This is a genomic window from Paenimyroides ceti (assembly GCF_030409925.1).
The window spans coordinates 2,791,665-2,808,729 of record NZ_JAUFQU010000001.1 but is presented as its reverse complement, the minus strand read 5'-3'; the positions used below and the strand labels follow the sequence as shown (position 1 = coordinate 2,808,729).

General features: G+C 37.3%; 16 protein-coding genes and 1 tRNA gene. 13 read left to right on the top strand and 4 right to left on the bottom strand.

Annotation, left to right across the window (positions count from 1 at the left end; all coding sequences use genetic code 11):
• Positions 1-19 precede the first annotated feature (19 nt).
• On the top strand, positions 20-1,633 hold the full coding sequence (gene pckA, locus QW060_RS13985; protein ID WP_290364095.1) for a phosphoenolpyruvate carboxykinase (ATP): 1,614 nt from the start codon (positions 20-22) through the stop codon (positions 1,631-1,633).
• Positions 1,634-1,685: 52 nt separating this feature from the next.
• On the opposite strand, the gene QW060_RS13980 is transcribed toward pckA, so the two are convergent.
• Positions 1,686-3,074 carry a dipeptidase gene (locus QW060_RS13980; RefSeq protein WP_290364094.1) on the bottom strand — a complete coding sequence of 463 codons (1,389 nt, stop codon included), beginning with the start codon at positions 3,072-3,074 and terminating at the stop codon, positions 1,686-1,688.
• Positions 3,075-3,206: 132 nt separating this feature from the next.
• Here QW060_RS13980 and QW060_RS13975 point away from each other — a divergent pair.
• Positions 3,207-3,288 (top strand) — tRNA-Leu (locus QW060_RS13975).
• Between the two features lie 94 nt (positions 3,289-3,382).
• On the opposite strand, the gene QW060_RS13970 is transcribed toward QW060_RS13975, so the two are convergent.
• The gene (locus tag QW060_RS13970) at positions 3,383-3,817 is read right to left on the bottom strand and encodes a hypothetical protein (RefSeq protein WP_290364093.1); all 435 of its coding nucleotides are present in this window, start codon (positions 3,815-3,817) and stop codon (positions 3,383-3,385) included.
• A gap of 630 nt (positions 3,818-4,447) precedes the next feature.
• Between QW060_RS13970 and pdhA the strand changes: the two genes are divergently transcribed.
• The 6 genes from pdhA (at position 4,448) to QW060_RS13940 (ending at position 10,504) form a co-directional block, all read left to right on the top strand.
• The gene (gene pdhA / locus QW060_RS13965; protein ID WP_290364092.1) at positions 4,448-5,446 is read left to right on the top strand and encodes a pyruvate dehydrogenase (acetyl-transferring) E1 component subunit alpha; all 999 of its coding nucleotides are present in this window, start codon (positions 4,448-4,450) and stop codon (positions 5,444-5,446) included.
• A gap of 3 nt (positions 5,447-5,449) precedes the next feature.
• On the top strand, positions 5,450-7,129 hold the full coding sequence (locus tag QW060_RS13960) for a pyruvate dehydrogenase complex dihydrolipoamide acetyltransferase (protein WP_290364091.1): 1,680 nt from the start codon (positions 5,450-5,452) through the stop codon (positions 7,127-7,129).
• An 81-nt stretch (positions 7,130-7,210) separates the two neighbouring features.
• Complete coding sequence (locus QW060_RS13955) at positions 7,211-8,155, top strand: M28 family peptidase (protein ID WP_290364090.1); 945 nt, start codon at positions 7,211-7,213, stop codon at positions 8,153-8,155.
• Complete coding sequence (locus QW060_RS13950) at positions 8,152-8,829, top strand: SDR family NAD(P)-dependent oxidoreductase (protein WP_290364089.1); 678 nt, start codon at positions 8,152-8,154, stop codon at positions 8,827-8,829. Before QW060_RS13955 ends, QW060_RS13950 begins: the two co-directional genes overlap by 4 nt.
• A gap of 2 nt (positions 8,830-8,831) precedes the next feature.
• Positions 8,832-9,434, top strand: coding sequence for a SprT-like domain-containing protein (locus QW060_RS13945; protein ID WP_290364088.1), 603 nt, complete (start codon positions 8,832-8,834; stop codon positions 9,432-9,434).
• A 5-nt stretch (positions 9,435-9,439) separates the two neighbouring features.
• Positions 9,440-10,504 (top strand): mannose-1-phosphate guanylyltransferase, encoded by a 1,065-nt coding sequence (locus tag QW060_RS13940; RefSeq protein ID WP_290364087.1) that lies wholly within the window; start codon positions 9,440-9,442, stop codon positions 10,502-10,504.
• An 87-nt stretch (positions 10,505-10,591) separates the two neighbouring features.
• Here QW060_RS13940 and pheS read toward each other — a convergent pair whose 3' ends face one another.
• Positions 10,592-11,611, bottom strand: a complete 1,020-nt coding sequence (gene pheS, locus QW060_RS13935; RefSeq protein WP_290364086.1) for a phenylalanine--tRNA ligase subunit alpha — start codon at positions 11,609-11,611, stop codon at positions 10,592-10,594.
• 67 nt (positions 11,612-11,678) lie between these two features.
• Positions 11,679-12,032: a hypothetical protein gene (locus QW060_RS13930; RefSeq protein ID WP_290364768.1), complete on the bottom strand. Its 354-nt coding sequence runs from the start codon at positions 12,030-12,032 to the stop codon at positions 11,679-11,681.
• 79 nt (positions 12,033-12,111) lie between these two features.
• Here QW060_RS13930 and QW060_RS13925 point away from each other — a divergent pair, with 79 nt between their 5' ends.
• The 5 genes from QW060_RS13925 (at position 12,112) to amaB (ending at position 17,041) form a co-directional block, all read left to right on the top strand.
• Positions 12,112-12,663 (top strand): CvpA family protein, encoded by a 552-nt coding sequence (locus tag QW060_RS13925; protein ID WP_290364085.1) that lies wholly within the window; start codon positions 12,112-12,114, stop codon positions 12,661-12,663.
• A gap of 132 nt (positions 12,664-12,795) precedes the next feature.
• Positions 12,796-13,599 carry a DUF4292 domain-containing protein gene (locus tag QW060_RS13920; protein WP_290364084.1) on the top strand — a complete coding sequence of 268 codons (804 nt, stop codon included), beginning with the start codon at positions 12,796-12,798 and terminating at the stop codon, positions 13,597-13,599.
• A gap of 20 nt (positions 13,600-13,619) precedes the next feature.
• Entirely contained in the window at positions 13,620-14,885 is a 1,266-nt protein-coding gene (locus QW060_RS13915) for a murein hydrolase activator EnvC family protein (protein ID WP_290364083.1), read from the top strand.
• 12 nt (positions 14,886-14,897) lie between these two features.
• Positions 14,898-15,431, top strand: a complete 534-nt coding sequence (locus QW060_RS13910) for a 3-hydroxyanthranilate 3,4-dioxygenase (RefSeq protein ID WP_290364082.1) — start codon at positions 14,898-14,900, stop codon at positions 15,429-15,431.
• A 65-nt stretch (positions 15,432-15,496) separates the two neighbouring features.
• On the top strand, positions 15,497-17,041 hold the full coding sequence (amaB, locus tag QW060_RS13905) for an L-piperidine-6-carboxylate dehydrogenase (RefSeq protein WP_290364081.1): 1,545 nt from the start codon (positions 15,497-15,499) through the stop codon (positions 17,039-17,041).
• Positions 17,042-17,065: the final 24 nt, after the last annotated feature.

Sequence of the window (17,065 nt, the reverse complement as noted above, 5' to 3'; positions counted from 1 at the left end):
TTAACACATTTTATAGATTATGAATGTTTCAAAAACAATATCTTTAGATAAATACGGAATAAAGAATGTTGAAGAAATTATTTACAACCCTTCTTATGAGTATTTATTTGAGGCTGAAACAGACCCAAGTTTAAAAGGATTCGAAAGAGGTCAGATTTCAGAACTTGGTGCCGTTAATGTAATGACCGGAGACTTTACCGGCCGTTCACCAAAAGATAAATACATTGTAAAAGATGCTGTAACTGAAAATACAGTATGGTGGGCTTCAGAAAGTGCAATCAACGATAATAAAGCCATTTCTCAGGATACCTGGAATGCATTGAAACAAAATGCCACACAAGAACTATCAGGAAAAAAACTGTATGTAGTGGATGCTTTTTGCGGAGCAAATGAAGACACCCGCTTAAAAGTACGTTTTATAATGGAAGTAGCATGGCAGGCACATTTTGTAAAAAATATGTTTATCAGACCTACTGAGCAAGAGTTGGAAAACTTTGGAGAACCGGATTTCGTTGTAATAAATGCTTCTAAAACATCTTTTGCAGATTATAAAGCACACGGATTAAATTCAGACGTATATATCGCTTTTAACCTTACAGAGCGTGTACAGCTTATCGGGGGAACCTGGTATGGCGGTGAGATGAAAAAAGGACTCTTTTCAATGATGAATTACTATTTGCCATTAAAAGGAATTGCTTCCATGCACTGTTCAGCAAACAAAGGAAAAGACGGAGATGTTGCGATCTTCTTTGGTTTATCGGGTACAGGAAAAACTACCTTATCAACCGATCCGAAGAGAGAATTAATCGGAGATGATGAGCACGGATGGGACAATGACGGAGTTTTCAACTTTGAAGGAGGATGTTATGCTAAAACCATTGATCTGAGCAAAGAACACGAGCCGGAAATTTTCGGAGCTATTCGCAAAGATGCTTTATTGGAAAACGTAACATTGGATGAAAACGGAAAAATTGATTTCACAGATGGTAGTGTAACTCAGAATACCCGTGTATCATATCCGATATACCATATCGATAATATCGTAAAACCGGTTTCAAAAGCAGGACATGCTACAAAAGTAATCTTCCTTACGGCAGATGCATTTGGAGTAATGCCGCCTGTGTCTAAGTTGACTCCGGAACAAACCAAATACTTCTTCTTATCCGGATTCACGGCAAAATTAGCGGGAACCGAAAGAGGAGTTACCAAGCCTGAGCCAACATTCTCAGCTTGTTTCGGTAAAGCCTTCTTATCGCTTCATCCAACAAAATACGGAGAAGAATTAGTGAAAAAGATGGAAGAGCACAATGCTACAGCCTATATGGTAAATACAGGATGGAACGGAACAGGTAAGCGTATTTCTATCAAAGATACGAGAGCGATCATCGATCGTATTCTGGACGGTTCTATCGAAAATGCACCTACTGCTGTAATTCCTGTTTTCAATTTAGTAGTTCCTACTGAATTAGAAAATGTACATTCAGAAATTCTGGATCCGAGAAATACCTATGCAGAGGCTTCAGAGTGGGAAACAAAAGCCAAAGATCTGGCAGCTTTGTTCATCAAAAATTTTGATCAGTACACTGATAATGCAGAAGGGAAAGCATTAGTTGCTGCCGGACCTCAGTTATAAAATATTGTCAAAAGACAGGTAAAAAAAATCCACTCATTTGAGTGGATTTTTTTTATTTGGATAATTCTGTAAAGTATTTATAAAACAAAGGAATGGTTTCAATACCCTTCAGATAGTTAAACACGCCAAAATGTTCGTTTGGAGAGTGGATAGCATCCGAATCAAGGCCAAAGCCCATCATAATCGTTTTAGACTTTAATTCCTCTTCAAATAAAGCTACAATAGGGATACTGCCGCCTGATCGAACCGGAATAGGGGTAGCGCCAAAAGTGTCTGTATAAGCTTTCGATGCCGCCTGATAACCGATAGAATCAATCGGTGTTACATATCCCTGACCTCCGTGATGTGGTTTAACCACTACTTTTACGGATTTAGGAGCAATATTTTCAAAGTGCTTTTGAAATAAATCTGTAATCTCTTTCCAATCCTGATTCGGAACCAGACGCATGGATATTTTGGCAAATGCTTTAGAAGCGATAACCGTTTTGGCACCTTCACCCGTATAACCTCCCCAGATACCGTTTACATCAAGTGTAGGACGTATCGAATTGCGTTCATTGGTATCGTATCCGCTTTCGCCATATACATCATCTATATCCAGCGCTTTTTTATATTCATCAAGAGAAAACGGACGTTTGGCCATTTCTGCTCTTTCTTCTTTAGAAAGTTCTTCTACCTTATCGTAAAAACCGGGAATCGTAATATGATTATTTTCATCGTGAAGTGAAGCAATCATTTTAGATAAAATATTGATAGGATTCGCAACTGCTCCTCCGTACAAACCGGAATGCAGATCGCGGTTAGGTCCGGTTACTTCCACTTCTACATAACTAAGCCCTCGTAATCCTGTTGTGATAGACGGTTGTTGGTTAGAAATCATTCCTGTATCGGAAATCAGAATCACATCGTTTTTGAGTTTTTCTTTATTTCTTGGAACAAACCAGGAAAGGCTTGAGGAACCTACTTCTTCTTCTCCTTCAATCATAAACTTCACATTACATGGAAGCGTGTTGGTCTTCATCATAAGTTCCAATGCTTTTACGTGCATAAACATTTGGCCTTTGTCATCGCAGGCACCACGTGCAAAAATAGCACCGTCCGGGTGGAGAGCTGTTTTCTTAATCACAGGCTCAAAAGGAGGAGAGTCCCATAAATCAATCGGGTCGGCAGGCTGTACATCATAATGTCCGTACACCAGCACAGTTGGCAGAGCAGGATCGATTATTTTTTCTGCATAAACAATAGGGTAACCCGGTGTTTCGCAAATTTCAACCTTATCGCATCCGGCTTGCTCTAAAAAAAATTTTACTTTATCGGCTGTATTTAAAACATCTTGAGAAAAGGCACTGTCGGCACTTACAGAAGGAAGTTTTAGTAAGTCAACTAATTCATTTATAAAACGTTCCTTATTTTCGTGAACGTACTTCTTAATATGTTCCATTGTTGATTTGAATAATGAAATTAATGTTACACAAATATAATTATAAAAAAATTATATTTTTTTCTTGCAGATTCAAAATCCGTTTGTATATTTGCACCGTCGAAAAAGGGAAAATAACCCTGAATAGCCGCCGCGGGTGTGGTGAAATTGGTAGACACGCCAGACTTAGGATCTGGTGCCGCAAGGTGTGTAGGTTCGAGTCCTATCACCCGCACTTCATAAAAAACGCAATCTGTAAAGATTGCGTTTTTTTATTTTTACGATTACTGATCAAGTTCAAAGTCTTTCTGAACTTTAATGTTGCCTGACTATAATTTTTTAGATTGTAATGCTTTATTTAAAATGACTTGAAAAGCAGCATCAAAAACTTCTGCTCCATATTGCTGCCGTAATGCATATCCATCATTACTGACCTCTCTTATTCTGTTGAAAAGTTCTTCTGTTGCACTAGCATGGTATCTTTCATACAAAAAAACAGCTTCTTCTTTAGACTTAAAGTCTGTTTTATCAAAATGTACATCCAGCCATTTTCTAAAGTCAGTATCACCAAAATCAAAATCTGCTTTTCCCAACCCTGTTGAGAAGTCATGCATCGAATCGCTGTAGGCGTTATAGGCTGTTGAAGAATATAATTCTAAAGCTTTTTTCTCATATTTTTTGTACGTTTTATCATTTAAAAGATCATTTTGTTTTTCTTGGGAAAAACCTATTGCCGGTAAAAGGCAAATTAAAAACAGGGTCAATATATTTTTCATGGTGTATGGTTTTTTGAATTATTATAATAGTGTCTTCAAGTTTTAATGGTGTGGAAAATTCATCCTGTATGTGTTATAATAGTTGCTTATTGTATTTAATAGAGTGAAATGTATAGGCTTAATACTATTTACCGCGTTCTATAAATTTGAATTTTCTGACAATTAGGTTTAGCTGAAAGTGAAGCAGTAAATTACAGTTAGGATACTATAGTTAATTTGTAAAACTTTGTTTTTTAATATGTTATTAATAAATAACAATAATAAGAAATAAATTTGAATAAAAAAATAAAATCCGTCATTTTGATCTTTTTCGGTTTCCTAATATTGCTCACTTTGATTTGATTAGACTTTTAGTCATATCCTCGTCTTATTTTTCTTTTAAATTTGAGAGCATAATCGTAATAATATTTCTGTCAACTAAACCTTGCTCTCGAGTTCTGATGAGTATTATTGGTTATAGATGCATACATTGTCGTTAGCTCTCTATCTTTTAAAATCACAATTAAAATAAAATTCATAGAAATTATTTTTTAGTTTTATAGCGATGTCTTATTTTTGCTACAATCCTAAAAAAGATTAAATTTTATTTTGATCTTTTAAAAATAGATAAGTTTATTTATGAAAGAAATAACAAAAGAAGTATATCTAAAATGGTATGAAGACATGCTGTTTTGGAGAAAATTTGAAGATAAATTAGCCGCTTTATATATTCAGCAAAAAGTGAGAGGTTTTCTGCATTTGTATAATGGTCAGGAAGCTGTATTAGCGGGTGCATTGCACGTAATGGACTTATCAAAAGACAAAATGATTACGGCATACCGAAACCACGTTCAGCCAATTGGTATGGGAGTTGATCCGAGACGTATTATGGCAGAGCTTTTAGGAAAAGGTACGGGTACTTCTCAAGGTTTGGGAGGTTCTATGCATATTTTTTCTAAAGAACACGGTTTTTATGGCGGACACGGTATTGTAGGAGCACAGATTCCGGTAGGAGCAGGTATGGCTTTTGCAGAGCAGTACTTGGGTACAGGTGGTGTTTCATTGACCTATTTTGGAGACGGAGCGGCACGCCAGGGATCGTTGCATGAAGCGTTTAATATGGCGATGTTGTGGAAGCTTCCGGTAGTATTCATTTGTGAAAACAACGGATATGCAATGGGAACTTCAGTAGAAAGAACAGCCAACCATACCGATATCTGGAAATTGGGATTGGGATACGAAATGCCGAGTTATGCCGTAGATGGTATGAATCCGGTAAAAGTAGCCGAAGCCATGTACGATGCAATGGAAAGAGCACGTCGTGGAGACGGACCAACGTTTTTGGAAATCAAAACTTACCGATACAGAGGACATTCCATGTCTGATGCACAGCATTACCGTACCAAAGAAGAAGTAGAAGAATACAAAAAAATAGATCCGATTACGCAGGTGCTTGATGTAATCAAGGAAAACAACTGGGCAACGGAAGAGGAAATCGAAACCATTGACCAACGCGTAAAAGATTTGGTATCGGAATGTGAGAAATTTGCAGAAGAATCGCCATATCCGGAGAAAAACGTGATGTATGATGTGGTGTATGACCAAAAAGATTATCCATTTTTATCACATAAATTATAAGCTATGGCAGAAATTATAACAATGCCGCGTCTAAGCGATACCATGACAGAAGGTACCGTTGCGACCTGGTTGAAAAAAGTGGGCGATAAAATTTCTGAAGGAGATATACTGGCAGAGATTGAAACAGATAAAGCTACTATGGAGTTTGAATCTTTCTATTCGGGTGTGCTGCTGCATATCGGAATTCAGGAAGGTGAGTCGGCACCAGTTGACAGTGTTCTGGCAATCATTGGAGAAGAAGGAGAAGATATAGCAGGATTATTAAGCGGAGACGCAAAAAAAGAAACTGCTAAAGAAGAAAAGGAAACTCCGAAAAAAGAAGAAAAAGAAGAAAAAGAAATTTCTTCAGAAAATAAAAAAGAAGCGACAGCTGCTGAGGAAGAAACGGCGGAAATGCCGGAAGGAGTAAGCATTATTACCATGCCGCGTCTAAGCGATACCATGACAGAAGGTACCGTTGCAACCTGGTTGAAAAAAGTAGGAGACAAAGTTTCTGAAGGTGATATTCTGGCGGAAATAGAAACGGACAAAGCAACGATGGAGTTTGAATCGTTTTATTCCGGAACCTTACTTCATATTGGTATTGAAGAAGGTCAATCTGCACCGGTTGACAGCGTTTTGGCGATCATTGGTCCTGAGGGAACCGATGTATCGGGTGTGGTGGCAAACGGCGGTAAAACGGCGTCAAAACCAAAAGCGACTGAAAAACCAAAAGAGGCAGCTGAGCAAGAAGATGAAAAACCGGTAGTAGTAGAATTATCTCCAACTACAACGAATACAGCAAATACAACATCAGGTACAGGCAGAATTTTTGCTTCGCCTTTGGCTAAAAAAATAGCACAGGATAAAGGGATTGACATCGCACAGGTAAAAGGTTCTGGAGAAAACGGACGTATTGTAAAAAGCGATGTAGAAAGCTTTACTCCGGCTGCAGCGGCTGCAAAACCGGCACAGGAAAAAACAGCAGAAGCTCCTGTTAAAGCATTTGTTCCGGCAGGAGAAATGCAGACAGAAGAAGTGAAAAATTCGCAAATGCGTAAAACCATTGCGCGTCGTTTGGCGGAATCAAAATTCACGGCTCCACATTACTACCTGACGATTGAAATCAATATGGATAACGCAATGGAATCCAGAAAAATCATCAACACAGTGCCGGATACCAAAGTATCATTCAACGATATGGTGGTAAAAGCATGTGCGATGGCATTAAAAAAACATCCGAGAGTCAACTCTCAGTGGAAAGATGATGTTACCGTAATCAACCATCACATCAACATAGGAGTAGCAGTTGCTGTGGAAGATGGATTGGTAGTTCCTGTAGTTCCTTTTACAGATCAGATGAGCTTAACGCAAATCGGGGCTTCGGTAAAAGACCTTGCAGCAAAAGCAAGAAACAAAAAGTTACAGCCTAAAGAAATGGAAGGCAGTACTTTTACCGTTTCTAACTTAGGAATGTACGGAATTACAGAGTTTACTTCCATCATCAACCAACCGAATTCTGCGATACTTTCAGTAGGAGCTATCATAGAAAAACCCGTTGTTAAAAACGGTGCAATTGTGGTAGGTAACACCATGAAAGTAACGTTGGCATGCGATCACAGAACAGTAGACGGAGCTACGGGAGCTGAATTCCTGCAAACGTTGAGAAATTATATTGAAAATCCGGTGACGATGCTTGCATAAACACCATATGTCATCTATTAAAACCCGTTTTGGAACTTCAAAACGGGTTTTTTTATTATTTTTGTTTAAAACTTCACAGATATGAAAAAAATACTGTTTTTCTTAGCCCTTGCGGCAGTTGGTTGCAAGTCGCCACAACTGGCAAATACCGATTATCAGGTTGACCAAAAGAATGTTATTGAAACCCTCGCATACCTTACTTCTGATGAATTGGAAGGAAGAGATTCAGGATCAGCAGGCATTGCTTTGGCTGCTGATTATCTGGAAAACCAATTCAAAGAAAACGGAATTAAACCTTATTTCGCAAGTTATAGAGATACCTTGTCTAATTTTACGCCTACGGCCTATAACATTGTAGGATATATAGAAGGAAAAGATCCGGTATTAAAAAACGAGTTTGTCATCATAGGGGCGCACTACGATCATATTGGAAGAATTGCAGCTGTAGCAGGAGATGATATTGCCAACGGCGCTAATGACAATGCATCAGGTACGACCATGGTATCTGAAATCGCTAAATATCTGGTAACAGCCAACAACAATAAAAGAAGTGTACTCATCGTTTATTTTTCTGCAGAGGAAAAAGGACTGTTAGGTTCACGTCATCTGGCAGAGAAACTGAAAGAACAAAATTTCAATTTATATACCATGTTGAATTTTGAGATGGTAGGTGTGCCTATGAAAAGAGATTTTCAAACCTTTATCACCGGTTTTAAAAAATCAAACATGGCAGAGAAATTAAACCGTTATGCTAAAGATCCGTCATTCGTAGGCTTTTTACCGGACGAATTGCAGTATCGCCTGTTTATGGCATCGGATAACTTTCCGTTTTATGTAACCTTTAATGTGCCTTCGCAAACCATTTGTACTTTCGATTTTAAAAACTTTGAGTATTACCATCATGTAAAAGATGAGTTTGAATTGATGGACACAAAACACATGACGGACTTAACAAATAAATTACTGCCTGTGGTAACTCAGATGATCAATGCAGATACACAGGAAATAAAATTAAAAAACGAATGAAAAACATAATAATCACCGGAACCAGCAGAGGAATCGGTTTAGAACTGGTGAAAAAACTGGCGGCTGAAGGACATCAGATTCTGGCTGTATCAAGAAAAACAAATCCGGAGCTAACCGCTCTTGCCAACGTTATCCATATCAGTACAGATCTGTCAGATACACATGATCTGGAAAAGGTAAGAGAGGCTATAATACAGCGATGGAAACACGTTGACATTCTCATTCATAATGCGGGTGCCATTGTCAACAAACCCTTTAAAGATTTGTCTTCAGAAGAATTTGAATATGTCTATAAAGTAAATGTATTTGGAGTAGCCGCTTTAAACCGTTTGGTATTGCCATTCATGCCTGCACATTCGCATGTGGTCACCATCAGCAGTATGGGAGGGATTCAGGGCAGTTTAAAATTCCCGGGTCTTGCCGCTTATAGTTCAAGCAAGGGAGCGGTAATTACCTTATCTGAACTGCTGGCAGAAGAATACAAAGAACAGGGAGTTGCTTTCAACGTATTGGCATTGGGTGCTGTGCAGACAGAAATGCTGGAAGAAGCTTTTCCGGGATATCAGGCACCAATCAACCCACAGGGAATGGCAGATTATATCGTGAACTTTGCCCTTACGGGAAATGCCTATTTCAATGGTAAAATTTTACAGGTCTCATCTTCAACACCGTAATATTGGAAGAAATTTTAATACGATATATTCCCGAACATGCAGTAGCTCCGGTATTTGAACTCATAAAAAACTATAGGGTACATCTCAAAATTGTCAATGAGCGTGTAACGCGTCATGGCGATTACCGCAGAAATCCCGATGGAAGGCATCAGATCACAGTAAATGCCAATCTGAACAAATACAGATTTTTGATCACCCTTATTCATGAAATAGCCCATCTGGTTGCTTTTCAGAAATTCGGAAACAGAATAAAGCCGCATGGGATAGAGTGGAAACAAACTTTTCGGCTGCTCATGCTGCCGTTTATAAACACGTATATCTTTCCTGAAAAAGTACTTCCGGTAGTGGCGGCTCATTTTCAGAATCCGACAGCGAGCAGCGATACAGATGCCCGATTGTCTATGATTTTAAAAAGTTTTGACGAACCTACTGAGCAAATATTTATGAATGATTTACCTTTGGGGAGTTATTTTAGAATTTACAACGGAAAAATATTTAAAAAGGGCGCTTTGCGCGTCAAACGATTTGAATGCACAGAAGTAAAAACAGGTAAAATATATCTGTTTAAACCCAATGCGGAAGTCGAACTATTAAAAGTTGATTAAAAAAAATGAATAAAAACTATTACGCAATATTGATGGCTGGTGGAGTAGGATCGCGCTTCTGGCCTGTAAGCACACCGGAGTTTCCTAAACAGTTCCACGATATGTTGGGCACCGGAGAAACATTGATTCAAAAAACCTTTGACAGACTAAGCCAGCTCATTCCAAAAGAGAACATATTGATCTTATCTCATGAGAAATACCGTGATCTTTTATTAGAACAGCTTCCGGAGCTTACAGAAGAACAGATCATTCTGGAACCTGAAATGCGTAATACGGCTCCATGCATTCTGTATGCTTCCATGAAAGTAAAAAAGAAAAATCCGGATGCCTTAATGATTGTAGCGCCAAGTGATCACTGGATTGAAGATGAAGTACAGTTTGTAGCCAATCTTCAGAAAGCATTTGATGCCTGTGAAAAAGAACGTGTGCTGATGACGCTGGGGATATTACCGACTTTTCCGAATACGGGTTATGGTTATATCGAATATGACCGATTGGATACCAATCCGATAAAAAAAGTAGTACAGTTTAGAGAAAAGCCGGATTATATAACGGCTAAAAAATTCATACAGAAACGGAACTTCTTATGGAATTCAGGTATTTTTATCTGGAGTGTAGCAACCATACTAAAAGCATTTAAAGATTTTCAACCCGAAATGTATGAGTTATTTGAAGCAGGAGAACCTGCTTTCAACACAAAGGAAGAAAAACAATTCATTGATCAGACCTATTACAGAGCAGAAAACATATCCATTGATTATGCTGTTATGGAAAAAGCCGAAAACGTATTTGTATTGCCGGCAACCTTTGATTGGAATGATCTTGGAACATGGGGTTCTCTCTATGATAAACTGCCTAAAGATGAAAATGAAAATGCCGTTGTCAACGCTAATGTTTTTCTGGAAAATGCGACCAATAATATTGTACGTACCGATCAGGGAAAGAAAGTAGTAATTGACGGACTTTGTGATTATATCATTGTAGATAAAAAAGATGTATTGCTGATCTATCCGAAAAAGAAAGAACAGGATATCAAAACAGTGGTAGCAAAAATGAATGAAAAAAAATAAAGTTACTTGAAAGGGTAGATAAAAAATAAGTCGGACAATTGTCCGGCTTATTTTTTTATCATATTATAAGAACTTAGAAGGTTCTTTTTAGAAATTCGATTTGAACTGTTCAAGAAAACGCACATCGTTTTCATAAAACATACGGATATCTCCAATCTGATACAGCAACATCGCCATACGTTCGATACCCATTCCAAAAGCAAAACCGCTGTATTTGGTCGGATCAATATTGGATGCCTTCAATACATTCGGATCTACCATACCACATCCCATAATCTCTAACCAACCGGTACCTTTAGTAATTCTGTAATCCGTTTCTGTTTTTAGTCCCCAGTAAACATCAAGCTCTGCACTCGGTTCTGTAAACGGAAAATAAGACGGACGCAAACGGATTTTTGATTTTCCGAACATTTCTTTTGTAAAATAAAGCAACGTTTGTTTTAAATCTGCAAAAGAAACATCCTTATCAATATACAAACCTTCTACCTGATGGAAGATACAGTGTGAACGGGCAGAAATAGCCTCATTTCTGTAAACCCTTCCCGGAGAAATAGTACGGATTGGAGGTTTATTGTTCTCCATATAACGTGTTTGTACAGATGAGGTATGAGTACGCAGCAACATTTCCGGATTTGTTTGTACAAAAAAAGTATCTTGCATGTCACGTGCCGGGTGATGTTCAGGGAAATTAAGCGCCTCAAAATTATGCCAGTCATCTTCAATTTCCGGTCCTTCTGAAACATTAAAACCGATATTGGAAAAAATATTGATTACCTGATTTTTTACCAACGAAATAGGGTGACGGGCACCAAGTTCAATCGGAGTTCCAGGACGTGTAAGATCCCCATAAAAACTTTTTGTTTCCTCATTGGATTCAAACGCTTCCTGTGTACTTCTGATTTTTTCTTCAACAATAGTCTTCAACGCATTGATTGCCTGACCATAGTCTTTTTTTGCTTCCGCAGGAACATTTTTAAACTCTGAAAACAAATCGTTTAAAATTCCTTTTTTTGAGGCAAATTTTATTCTGTATGCCTCTAAGGCATCCTTGTTCTCCGCTTTGAATGCCTCAGCTTCGCTGATTAATTCTTTTATTTTATCGATCATTTTTTTATCTGCATGGATAGGGCAAAGTTACATTATTTGTTTTAGACAAAAAATGCTATTTCCTTTTTTAGTTAATATATTCGGTTGCTACAAAATATGAAACAATCGCTTCTTTCATTAAAACAGACTGTTCACCTGCTTTTAACGGAGGCAAACTCTCTTTTATTTCATAATGAGGCCAGCCATCTTTATCTACATGCGAAAACTCGTAATAGCCGTAAGGCTCCAGCAAACGGCAGATAGCAATATGCATCAGATTGATCTTATCGTCTTTCTTGAACTTTTTTACTTTTCCTAATTCCTGTACTCCTATCAGATAAATAATAGCGTCTAAATCAAGAATTTCGCCGTCGGCAAATTGTTTGGATAGTTTATCGACCAATACATCCCAACGCTTTTTTAATACTTCATCTCTTGCCATATATTTTTTTCCTTTCTGCAAAGATACATTCAAAAATTAAAAACTGTAAGTAATTTATATCTTTGCTTTTTCATTGCGTATGTACATTATCGATATTATTATTGCATGTCTTTTAGGATATTCACTCTACAAAGGCTTTAAAAACGGAATAGTTATTTCTCTTATTTCACTGGTTTCTTTGGTGGCAGGGATTTTCATTGCACTGAAATTTTCATTTTTACTCAGAGACTATATATTGAAAGCCACCCAATGGAATGCAAATATGGTGACATTGGTTGCTTTTGTGCTTACCTTTTTAGGTGTTTTAATACTGATTCATCAATTGGGAAAAGTTTTGACCAGAGTAATCAAAACACTGGCACTGGGAGGTGTCAATCGCCTGGCCGGAGCTGTCTTTGAAGGATTGAAAATGATTCTGATCATCAGTGTTGTCTTTAATATTTTCCAGAAACTCAATTTCAATAATTTATTAGTGTCGGAAGATACCCTCTCCCAATCCCTGTTTTATATCCCCATAGAAAGTACGTCAAAAAAAATATTTCCGTTAATGGAAGAGTGGTATAAAATAGCTCTCGAAAAAACTGGAAAAGAGGTACAGGATTTTAAGCAAAAGCAATCGGTTTCGGAATAATCCGTGAAATATCTGATACAAAAACATAAAACAATCAATTACAGTTCTTAAACAATACAGATGGTTTTTATAATTTTCAAAAAAAATGGTCTGCGGTTTGTAGATAACTTATACATTTGTATTATATAAGTTATGAAAAGAGCACTTTTATTATTTTTGTTGATTATTCTGTCATATTCCTGTAAGTCTAAAAAAGGAATGGTAGACATGCCTCCGGCTTCTGTATCAGAAGAAGCGGACAAATCTGTTACTGAATCTTCTAAAACTTTTGAAGCGGCATACCTTAAAATTGTTGACGGTCATTATGCCATCAATAAAGATTTTAAAACTCTTCAGATCAACGGTGAGCTGGAAGCCAATGTATTACCAATGTCGCTGAATGCAGATATCCGTATAGAAAGAGGCAGACAAATATTGATTACGCTGAAGAAACTGGGTATTACCGGAGCCCGTCTTTTGATTACTCCTGATAGAGTGAGCTATTATGAGACGGTTAATAATACATATTATGACGGCGATTTTGAATTTTTGAGTACTTATTTGGGAACAAAATTGGATTACGAAAAAATAGAAAATTTGCTCATAGGAAATGCACTTTTCAATTTAAAGGAAAAACAGCTTAGTTTCAAAGTAGAAAATAAACTGTATAAATTAGAAGACGATAAACCTAATTTTGAAATGATTTATCTTTTGAACGGGCTGATGCAGCTTAAGCAGATGAATATTTCTCAGAAAAACAGTACCAATAAATTAGTAATAGATTACAGCGGATATCAGAAAGTTGACGGAATAGAACTGCCTAAAGATATTCTTATCAAAGCCATTCAAAAGGGAGACAACAATTTTAAAGTAAGCTATAACAAAATAACCGTAAATCCGGCATTGTCATTTCCATACAGAATTCCTGAAAACTATAAATCGATCCAGTTTAACTAAATAAGACAAACATCACAGCAATGCAACGCATTTTATTCCTATTCATATTATTTTTTTCTTTTACACATATTCACGCTCAGGATTATGAAGCGCAACAGCAGAAGCTTGAACAGCGTAAAGCACAGATTTTAAAAGAAATATCGGAAGTACGATCATTGCTGAACAGCGAGAAAAAGAAAGAGCGCAATATTCTCAATGAAATTACGGCACAAAATAAAAAGATAAAACTTACCACAGAGCTCATCTCCAATTCACAAAAGCAGAGCAAGGTCATCTCCAACGATATCTATGTCAATACACTGGCAACAAATAAACTCAACAGAGAATTGAAAATTCTAAAAGAGGATTATGCAAAAACCATTGTAAAAACCTATAAATCGCGTTCAGAACAAAGCAGAATACTTTTTGTTTTGTCTTCAAACAGTTTTCTTCAGGCCTATAAGCGCATGCAATATATGAAGCAATATGCCAAATTCAGAAAAACGCAGGGTGATGAAATTCGTGAAAAAACAGAAAAACTAATTGAGTTAAACAACAAACTGGAAATTCAGAAGAAAAAACAGCAGGCCATTATCGCAGAACAGGAAACCAACCGTAAAAGTCTGGAAGAAGACCGGAAGGAACAAAATGTGCTGATGGGTCTTGTAAAGAAAGATCAGAAAAAATACAACGATCAGATCCGTAAAAAGCAGGAAGAAACTAAAAAAATAGATCGTGAAATCAAAGCGGTGATTCAGAAAGCCATTGAAGAGGCAAACAGAAAAGCACGTGAAAAAGCAGAAAGAGAAGCAAAAGCGAAAGGGCAGGCAGTTAGTAAATCAACAACAAGTACCTCTTCGTCTAAATTTGAGTTGACACCGGAAGAAAAAACACTGGCAAACAGTTTCAGAGCCAATCAGGGAAGATTGCCGTGGCCGGTAGAAAAAGGATATATTTCTCTGAAATACGGAGATCAGCCGCACCCGGTACATGCCAGTTTAACCATTCACAATAGTGGAGTTGAAATAACAACGGAAAAAGGAGCCAGCGTACGATCAGTATTTGAAGGTGAAGTAATGAACATACAAATCATTGGTGGAACACGTGCCGTATTCGTGAGACACGGTGAGTATATAACCGTATATCAGAATCTGAGTTCTGTATCGGTCAGCAAAGGACAAAAAGTCTCAACCAAACAAATAATAGGAACGGTAGCTACAAATACCGAAGGAGTAGCCATTCTGAAATTTGTATTGACACAAAATTCAACATACAATAATCCGCAATCATGGTTAAGCGGTAGATAAAAACACTAAGGTATGGAATTAAAAAAACCATTTAACCTGCAAAAGTGGGTAGAAGAAAACAGACATTTATTGCAGCCACCTGTTGCCAATAAAAATCTATATGTAGATTCGGAAGATTATATCGTAATGATTGTCGGAGGGCCTAATGCGCGAAAAGACTACCATTACAATGAATCCGAAGAACTTTTTTATCAGTTGGAAGGTACTATACAGATTGCCGTTCAGCATGAGGGCAAAAAAGAAGTACTTACTTTAGGACCCGGAGATATGTTTTTACTGCCTGCAAAAATGCATCATTCACCAATTCGTACAGCAGGTTCCATCGGTCTTGTGGTAGAAAACAAAAGAAAAGAGGCCGGAGCAAAAGACGGGCTGATATGGTACTGTGAGCATTGTAATGAAAAACTGCATGAAGTCTATTTTGTACTAAACGACATAGAAGAAGATTTTCTTCCTCATTTTAAACATTTTTATCAGTCAGAAGCGTTAAGAACCTGTAAAAACTGTGGTGAAATGATGCCCACTGATGAAAGATTCGTAAAATAAACTTTGCTTTGTGATTTTCTAAATATTTGTATCTTAGCAGATAATAAACATTAAACACATTTAGAATGTCACATCAAGATTCTTTCGGAATAGAAGAAGCATTAAAACAACTTGGAATCCAGGAAGTTAATGAAGGAACTTCAACAGGAAATAATTGGTTTTCAAATGGAGATATCATAGAGTCATATTCACCGGCTACAGGTAAACTTATCGCAAAAGTAAAATCATCTACTAAAGAAGATTACGAAGCTGTGGTTTCAAAAGCAACAGAAGCTTTCAAAACATGGCGTATGGTTCCTGCTCCAAAAAGAGGAGAGATCGTAAGACAGATTGGAGATGCTTTACGCGAAAAGAAAGATGCTTTAGGAAAACTGGTTTCTTATGAAATGGGAAAAAGTCTTCAGGAAGGTTTGGGAGAAGTTCAGGAAATGATCGATATCTGTGACTTTGCAGTTGGTTTATCAAGACAATTATACGGATATACTATGCATTCAGAGCGTCCTCAGCACAGAATGTATGAACAATACCACCCACTTGGAGTAGTAGGAATCATTTCTGCATTTAACTTCCCTGTTGCTGTATGGTCATGGAACTCTATGCTTGCATGGGTTTGTGGAGACGTTGCAGTATGGAAACCAAGTTCAAAAACACCTATCTGTGCAGTTGCCTGCCAGAACATCATCAACGAAGTATTCAAGAAAAATGATATTCCTGAAGGAGTGAGCTGTATTGTTACAGGAAATGCTTCAGGTGATTTGATCAATAACGACAAACGCATGCCTTTGGTTTCTTTTACAGGATCTACAAGAATCGGACGTCACGTATCAAAAACAGTAGCTGAGCGTTTTGGAAATACCATTCTTGAATTGGGAGGAAATAATGCTATTATCGTTTCAGAACATGCAGATTTGAGTATGGTATTAGTAGGAGCGGTGTTCGGAGCTGTAGGTACAGCAGGACAACGTTGTACTTCTACAAGAAGATTAATTGTACACGAAAGTGTTTACGATAAAACAATCGCTACGTTAAAAAGTGCGTATGCGCAATTAAAAATTGGAAATCCATTGGATGCCAATAATCACGTAGGTCCGCTGATTGATACAAAAGCAGTACAGGATTATTTAAATGCAATAGAAAAAGCTAAAAAAGAAGGAGGAAACATCATTGTTGAAGGTGGTGTATTGGAAGGAGAAGGATACGAAAGCGGTTGTTATGTAAAACCATGTATCATTGAAGCTAAAAACGAATTTGAAATTGTACAGGAAGAAACGTTTGCACCAATCTTGTATGTATTAAAATACAGTACAATCGAAGAAGCAATAGAAATTCAGAATGGAGTTCCGCAAGGATTGTCTTCTTCTATCTTTACTAATAATGTAAGAGAAATGGAATTATTCTTGTCTCAGGCAGGTTCAGATTGTGGTATTGCCAACGTCAATATCGGTACTTCAGGAGCTGAAATTGGTGGTGCTTTTGGTGGTGAAAAAGAAACAGGTGGTGGACGTGAGTCCGGATCAGATGCCTGGAGAGCTTACATGAGAAGACAAACCAATACCATTAATTACGGAACAGAACTTCCTTTAGCTCAGGGTATTAAGTTTGATTTCTAAAAAAATTAACATTTTTTATTTAAA